Annotated in this window: 8 protein-coding genes; 5 read left to right on the plus strand and 3 right to left on the minus strand. The window is 43.1% G+C overall.

The genetic code is table 11. The features are described from left to right. A partial coding sequence (locus HALA3H3_RS25950) for a DUF808 family protein (protein WP_082116910.1) occupies positions 1-167 on the minus strand: 167 nt, incomplete at its 3' end. 272 nt (positions 168-439) lie between these two features. Here HALA3H3_RS25950 and HALA3H3_RS03470 point away from each other — a divergent pair. Both HALA3H3_RS03470 and HALA3H3_RS03475 read left to right on the plus strand, forming a co-directional pair. Further along, complete coding sequence (locus HALA3H3_RS03470; protein WP_022519910.1) at positions 440-688, plus strand: type II toxin-antitoxin system ParD family antitoxin; 249 nt, start codon at positions 440-442, stop codon at positions 686-688. Then, positions 688-987, plus strand: coding sequence for a type II toxin-antitoxin system RelE/ParE family toxin (locus HALA3H3_RS03475; RefSeq protein ID WP_022519911.1), 300 nt, complete (start codon positions 688-690; stop codon positions 985-987). Before HALA3H3_RS03470 ends, HALA3H3_RS03475 begins: the two co-directional genes overlap by 1 nt. 3 nt (positions 988-990) lie before the next feature. On the opposite strand, the gene HALA3H3_RS03480 is transcribed toward HALA3H3_RS03475, so the two are convergent. Next, a complete protein-coding gene (locus HALA3H3_RS03480) occupies positions 991-1,893 on the minus strand; it encodes a LysR family transcriptional regulator (RefSeq protein ID WP_022519912.1) in 903 nt (300 codons plus the stop codon). Positions 1,894-2,051: 158 nt separating this feature from the next. Here HALA3H3_RS03480 and HALA3H3_RS03485 point away from each other — a divergent pair, with 158 nt between their 5' ends. Genes HALA3H3_RS03485 through HALA3H3_RS03495 form a run of 3 tightly spaced genes read left to right on the plus strand, consistent with a single transcriptional unit; the run spans position 2,052 to position 5,939 of the window. Beyond that, a complete protein-coding gene (locus HALA3H3_RS03485; protein WP_022519913.1) occupies positions 2,052-3,233 on the plus strand; it encodes a M20 metallopeptidase family protein in 1,182 nt (393 codons plus the stop codon). A 6-nt stretch (positions 3,234-3,239) separates the two neighbouring features. Beyond that, on the plus strand, positions 3,240-4,433 hold the full coding sequence (locus HALA3H3_RS03490) for a M24 family metallopeptidase (RefSeq protein WP_022519914.1): 1,194 nt from the start codon (positions 3,240-3,242) through the stop codon (positions 4,431-4,433). A 30-nt stretch (positions 4,434-4,463) separates the two neighbouring features. Beyond that, entirely contained in the window at positions 4,464-5,939 is a 1,476-nt protein-coding gene (locus HALA3H3_RS03495; RefSeq protein WP_022519915.1) for a BCCT family transporter, read from the plus strand. A 444-nt stretch (positions 5,940-6,383) separates the two neighbouring features. On the opposite strand, the gene HALA3H3_RS03500 is transcribed toward HALA3H3_RS03495, so the two are convergent. Continuing rightward, positions 6,384-7,101: DUF808 domain-containing protein (locus tag HALA3H3_RS03500; RefSeq protein ID WP_053856893.1), on the minus strand; the 718-nt coding region annotated here is incomplete at its 5' end.

Consider the following 7,101-nt stretch of genomic DNA (forward strand, 5'->3'; position numbering starts at 1 on the left):
ACCCCCTGCAAATATTGCGGCGTCACCGCCGTATCATCCACCACCACCCCGGCCGCTTTCGCCGTCGCACGCCCAGCGGCGGCACTCACATCGTCCAGTGATGCTGCGGTCAACTTCGCCAATGCGGCAATGTCATCCAGTAATCTTATCAAGCCGCCTATGGCCATGGATGTTTCCTCCGTGAATAACAGTTGCAGATAGTAACGCACATAGCGGCTGAGTTACCTGCAAATGGATTTTAGACACTGCTTAAACACCTCGCTCAAGGGGCTGAACAAGTGAGAACCTGGGATTTCGTGGACGATTTTTCGATGGACGCCTTAATCGGATAGAGAATTGTGACTACACAGAAAGGACAGTCACTTGGGCTGCCCTCTTGTCATTCTTGCCAGCCATACCTATATTCATATTTGTTACTTTTGAATATAGGAAGCACATCATGGCAACGACCAGTCTTAGCCTAGGGGAGCACTGGGAAGTCTTTATCAGAAACGAAGTCGCCAGCGGCCGCTACGGCTCCGCAAGTGAGGTTGTGCGTGATGCGCTACGCTCCATGGAGGAACGCAAAAGTAAACTTGAGGCGCTACGTACGCATCTAGCCCAAGGCGCCGAGCAAGCTAGCGCCGGTGAATTCGTGGACGATTTCTCGATGGATGCATTAATCAACGACTTGGATAGTGAAACGTAATGCCCAGGTTCCATATCACACCGAGAGCGAGAGACGATTTAAAGGATATCGGTCGCTATACGGAATGGCAGTGGGGCAAGAACCAACGGAATACCTACCTAAGGGATTTTGAAAAACGATTTCACTGGCTCGCAGAAAATCCTCTGCTAGGAAAACATCGCTCGGATATCAGCAAGGGTTATTACAGCTACCCCCAGGGCCAGCACGTTATCTTTTACCTGATTGGCCAAGGGTGCATTGAGATAATCGGCATTCCTCATAAAGAGATGGATATCGTCTCTTATTTTTTGCCTGATTGATCATCAACACTCCCTCAAGAACTGCTTACCCACGGGATTAAGCGGCTGTCGTTTAGGCCAAAAGGCAATCAGGTTCCGATCGCGCCTTGGTGATAGCGGCCGCGTCACTACGTTAGCCGTTGGCTTATTGCTTAACGCCAAGGTAGGAACCAAGCTTACACCGACATCTCCAGCGACCATCTGTAATAACGTTTGCGTATCGCGTACCCACAAATCCACCTGGAAGGTATCAACCTCCTCCAACGAGTGGGCAAATATCTGCTGTATAAGTGCTTCACAACCGCCTGATGACATTATAAGGGGATGCTCCGCTAGTTCCGCCACCGTCATATTGTCTTGTTTGCTGAGCTGGTGGTTTACGGGCAGCACGGCCACAATCTCATCCTTTTTTAATAGCTGCCAATCGAAGTGCTCACGCCAGTAGGTGAGATTAAGCTGCGTGACATCTGTTGTGACACCCATGTTGATCACACCGCTTTCCACCCACTCCTTTATCTCTTCTTCCATGCCTTCCAGTACAAGGCTAATGGCTTCTGGGTAGCGGCTCGTAAAGCTCGCAAGCAGGGGCGACAACCAACCAGATAATGCGCTAGGAATAACGCCTATTTTCAACGTTTCATCTACTTCATTATGGAACTGGGCCACTTGCTGGCTCAATATCTGAAGCTCTCCCACAACCTTCTTGGCGCTAGTAAGCACTAACTCGCCGAGTGCGGTAGGTACTAGCCCTTCTGGGCTTTTTATGATCAGCGAACCACCCACCAGTTTCTCAAGTGCCTGCATGGAATGGCTCACGCCCGACTGGCTAACACCAAGTCGCGCCGCCGCACGGGTATAGGATTGCTCTTCAGCTACCGCAAGCAGCACACGCAGTTGGGCAATAGAGATATCCGAACCTTTGATCATCAAATTACCTCATGAACCATATGAGTCAGATAGATTTTACGTCGATGCTATTTAAAAATACTCTAAAAAAAAGCTTCTATCATTAAAAAAAAACGATCAAAGTTAGCAGGAAAACAATCAAATCCCTACATATCAAACATTGAAGGTTAAGAATAAGCATGGAAATATTAAAAAAAATAGAGCGCGAGGTTATAGAATTACGTCATTCAATCCATAAAGAACCTGAATTATCAGGACAAGAGAATGAAACGAGAAAAAAAATAATTCGCTTCCTTGACACTTTTGAAATACATGAAATAAAAAAAGGCCATGCAGGATCTTTAATAGTTGATATAACTTCCTCGCACAATGACTCATCTGACCTCGTCATCGGCATTCGGGGGGATATGGACGCATTACCTATTAACGAAGAACGGGATGACCTTTCATACCAGTCACAAAAAAAAGGGGTTATGCATGCTTGTGGGCATGATACGCATACAGCAATTGCTGCTGGTGTAGCTGCATATTTTAATAATAAAAAGGATTTAAATGGTGCTATCCGTATAATCTTTCAGCCTTCAGAGGAGTGTGAGCCACTTGGAGGTCGAGAAGTTGTTAAAGAAGGTTGGATTGACAATGTAGATATAATGCTTGGCATTCATGCCTACCCATCTTTGCCATCGGGAACGGTAGGTATAATTAACAACCACGTAACTGCTTCAGCCGATACCTTCAGCATTATATTTTCAGGACAAAGCGCTCATGGTGCATTCCCTCATGAAGGAACCGACACCATTTTTATAGCCTCAGCCTTTATCCAACTCCTTCAAGGGTTAGTGACTAGGCAAACTGATGCTAATGAAAACTCAATTGTTAGTATCGGAGTAATTTCAGGAGGTACAGCTGAGAATATTGTATGTGATCGTACAGAAATCAAAGGAACTATACGTACCCACTCAACTCAAGGAAGGTATAGATTACAAAATAAAATTAAAAACTTAGCTAACGATTTAGCAAAATCACACGGTGCTAAGTCAACATTTACATTACTCGAGGGTGAACCTGCGGTTTTTAATGATCCAAAATTGTTAGAGAGTTTCAAAAAAAGTACAGAGAAAATTATTGGAAAAAATAACGTTAAGCAATTACCTCCCCTCATGGGAAGCGATGACTTTGGATTTTATTCACAAAAAACTAAAAGTCTCTACTTTTTTTATGGCACTCACAATATTCAATACGGACATACTCATCCGTTACACACCTCAAAATTTGGTGTGGCGGATCAAGACATGATCTTAGGCCTAAAGCTTGTCATTTCAGCTGCTGCAGAATTCTTAAACTCTCAGAAAAAAGGATAAAAGACGATGATTAGCGATAAAAGTAACAACTCACCCTTTAGCAAGAGCGAGTATGACAATAGGTTAAATAAAATAAAAAAAGAAATGACCCTAAAGAATATCGAGGTTTTACTTGACTCAGACCCTGCTAACATTTACTACACTACGGGCTACGACGCTGTATCTTATTACACTCCACAGATAATGATTATATCCATTTATCATTCTGAACCAATCCTCCTGGTCAGAGATATAGATGTTCTTGCTGTTAAAATAAGAACTGAGCTAAACAGTGATAGCATACATGGTTGGAATGACAGCTTTGTTGACAATGAAACTAGCCACCCTTTCGAGAAAGCAGTTGAATTAATTATAGAGCTAGAACTAAAAGAATGCCAAATAGGCATTGAAATTGATGCTGGAATGACAACCTTTGATGATATTAATTTTCTAAAAAAACACCTAAAAAACAAAATCACTGAATGCCGTAGATTAATAAATTTTGTGCGCATAGTGAAGTCAGACAATGAAATTAAATATATGCGTCAAGCGGGTAAGATTACAGAACATGCCATGCAGGCTGGATTTAGTGCAATGTCAGAGGGGGTAAGAGAAAGCGACGTAATTGCAAAAATATACCATGCTTTTATTGCTGGAACAGAAGAGTATGGTGGTGACTACCCATCAAACCCACCAGTTATGCCAACCGGCAATAGAAGCGCTACTCCACATTTGACTTGGAGTGATGAAGCATTAATTAAGGATCAGAACTTAACTCTTGAACTTTCAGGAGCTAGACACCGTTACCATTGCCCGCTTGCACGTACAGTATATATTGGAAAGACTCCACCAAAAGATTTGGTTGATGCCACTAAATATGCGATCGAAGGTATTCACGAAACATTAGAAGCTATTGCACCTGGGATGTCTTTATCTGAAGTCCATATGGCATGGGATAAAGTAAATAAAAAGCGAAATTTAGGAAAAACATCACGGCTTGGATATTCTGTTGGTTGCTCATTTCCACCATCTTGGTTAGAGCGGACAGCTTCAATTCGTGCTGAAGATAAAACAAATCTAGAACCAAATATGACATTTCATCTCATTGCTGGAATTTGGAAAAACAAGTGGGGAGCTGAAGTCAGTGAAACATTCCAAGTAACAAATCTAGGTGCTAGCCTTTTATGCAATCTTAGTCAGGAAATTCATCACATAAAATAAATCTTAAAAATTTACCAAATGGGATGCAAAATGAACAAACAAAAAACCAACAAGGTATATATACCTTCATTAGTTATTGCTTTGATTTTAGCATTATCTGGCGCCATCTTCTCAACCCAAATCAATGAAATAAGTGGTAAAATACTACTTATAGTCAGCAACCTCTTTGGCTGGCTTTACCTATTGTCTGTTTTTATTTTTTGTATCTTTTTATTCGTAATCGCTATTTCAAAATACGGCAAAATGACACTGGGAGGACGTGAGCCAGTAGCACAATATAACATATTGACTTGGTTATGCATGCTCCTAGCTACGGGTTTTGGCGTAGGGCTAGTTTTTTATGGAGTGGCCGAACCAATATTTCATTATATACAACCACCATTTGACGATATGTCTCCTAAAACCACTGAGGCAGCTCGTCACGCCATGCAATATAGCTTTTTTAACTGGGGGATACATCAATGGGCGGCATCCGCTGTTGTAGGATTAATCATCGCATATTTCCAGTACAATCACGAAAAAAAGGGTCTTATTTCATCAACTCTAACCACATCAAACTCTAAATCAAATCATTTATACCTCTTGGACATAATTGCCATCTTAGTAACCATTGTTGGTGTCGCCACATCATTAGGTCTTGGTGTTATTCAAATAAGTGGAGAAGCACAAAAGCTAACAGGACTAGCTGACAAGGATATGTGGAGCATAGTTACTCTAGGGGTAATATTTTTTTCTTATATGATTTCCACATACTCCGGTATAGATAGAGGAATAAAGTATCTATCTATTATATGCATGCTTTCTTGCATTACTTTAATGATATACATTTTAATTTCCGGCCCTACACTTTTCATTATTAACACTATTCTATTAGGGTTAGCTGACTATTTTCAAAATTTTATCGGAATGAGTTTGCGTACCTCTCCTTTTACAGAAAACAGTTGGGCAGGATCATGGACAATTTTTTACTGGGCCTGGACTATCGCATGGTCTCCTTTCGTCGGCACATTTATTGCCAGAATATCAAGGGGCAGGACAATTAGGGAGTTTGTATTTGGTGTTTTATTTATTCCTTCATTAGTCGCATGCCTTTGGATAGGCGTGATGGGTAGTTCAGCTCTGCACCTAGACTTTTACTCTGAAGCAGGCCTTTCTGAATTAGTACTTATCGATTCTTCTGCTACTATTTTCGAAATGTACAATTCAATGCCACATCCAGCTATTTTATCTACAGCCACACTTCTACTGCTCTTTTTCTTTCTGGTCACGTCAGTAGACTCTGCCACTTATGTTGTTTCACAAATATCTGACAATGGTTCTCAATCTCCGGCTATTTATAAACGAATCACTTGGGGAATATTGATATCTATAACTTGCTGGATATTACTATCCTTTGGAGGCTTGCACGGCTTACAATCAGCATCTATTATTGCCGCCTTACCACTTACACTAATAATTCTATTAATGATTAGAAACTTTATAAAAAAATTAAAAGAAGACTATTAACCACCTATTCGAAAACCCTGGCTATAAGCAAACTTTCACCTAACCACTTGTAATTATTAAAAATCAGCTTTTATAGAGTGCGTAAGGCTTGTTTCAACACTTTGCTAAACGCACTTATAATTTTATTATCACGTTCTTCCATTGGCAACAGCTCCAATCGAACTAACCATTGGAGCTGTTGTCTTCCAACACACCTAGCACAGTCTCTTTTAAAAGCAGTCGCTGCTCGCGCATGTAGTCATGAGAAAATATCGTTCCATCTGCGCAAGCGAGAGATCATTTAAACACTACGAAGCCCTCGGCCATGTCTCTGCCGTCGTCTCTAGTTCCACATTCATTTAGATAAAGCGTGAACGGTGGTGCTGTTTGTGCGGTAGTGTCTTGAATGCACACAAATGCACCAATGCTCAGCAGTGGGAAAATCACCAGCGTCTCGGCTAAAAATTATTCAGCATGCGCTTTCTTGATGGGAATAAGGTGCAGCACACCCACCACAACCGAGCCCACCAAAAAGCCAATCACTGCTGAGCACAGCGTATTGAAGCTCCAGCCCAGCGTGCCGCCCAAGGCACCGGTTGCCTCGCTAATGCCGTGCTCGATATGGTGTACCCACTCATAGGGAGCGTTGAACCACCCCGTTCCATCAGCACCCAGATTGGCCATCAAAATATGCCCACCCACCCAGAGCATGGCGATAGTGCCCACCACTGAGATGGTCGCTAGCACCTTGGGCATGGCAGTCACCAGACCACGGCCCAGGGACTGAACTCCCGAATTATCCTGCTGAGCGAGCTTTAGGCCAATATCATCCATCTTGACCAAAAGCGCCACCACGCCATACACCAGAATAGTGATGACAAACGCGACCACCACCAGGCTCGCCATCTGTGACCAGAATCCCTGATGGGAGACAGTGGCCAGCGCGATCACCATGATTTCCGCAGACAGAATCAGGTCGGTGCGAATGGCGCCACTCACGATCTTTTTCTCGGCCTCCGGCCCCTTCTCTACCGCTGGCTTGTCGTCCTCATGCTTGCCGGAGAGCTTGTGCCAGACTTTCTCCGCGCCCTCAAAGGCTAGATAGGTGCCGCCCACCATCAGGATGATCGGCAATAGCGCGGGCAAAAAGTGATTCAGCAGCAGCGCCACCGGCAGGATAAAC

The sequence above is a fragment of the Halomonas sp. A3H3 genome (assembly GCF_000982975.1).
In the GTDB taxonomy this organism is placed as follows: domain Bacteria; phylum Pseudomonadota; class Gammaproteobacteria; order Pseudomonadales; family Halomonadaceae; genus Vreelandella; species Vreelandella titanicae.

What these genes read in the sequence shown, in the direction of transcription:
- HALA3H3_RS03470 (WP_022519910.1), top strand. Translation starts at nt 440, where the DNA reads ATGGCAACGACCAGTCTTAGCCTAGGGGAGCACTGGGAAGTCTTTATC.
- HALA3H3_RS03475 (WP_022519911.1), top strand. Translation starts at nt 688, where the DNA reads ATGCCCAGGTTCCATATCACACCGAGAGCGAGAGACGATTTAAAGGAT.
- HALA3H3_RS03480 (WP_022519912.1), bottom strand. Translation starts at nt 1,893, where the DNA reads ATGATCAAAGGTTCGGATATCTCTATTGCCCAACTGCGTGTGCTGCTT.
- HALA3H3_RS03485 (WP_022519913.1), top strand. Translation starts at nt 2,052, where the DNA reads ATGGAAATATTAAAAAAAATAGAGCGCGAGGTTATAGAATTACGTCAT.
- HALA3H3_RS03490 (WP_022519914.1), top strand. Translation starts at nt 3,240, where the DNA reads ATGATTAGCGATAAAAGTAACAACTCACCCTTTAGCAAGAGCGAGTAT.
- HALA3H3_RS03495 (WP_022519915.1), top strand. Translation starts at nt 4,464, where the DNA reads ATGAACAAACAAAAAACCAACAAGGTATATATACCTTCATTAGTTATT.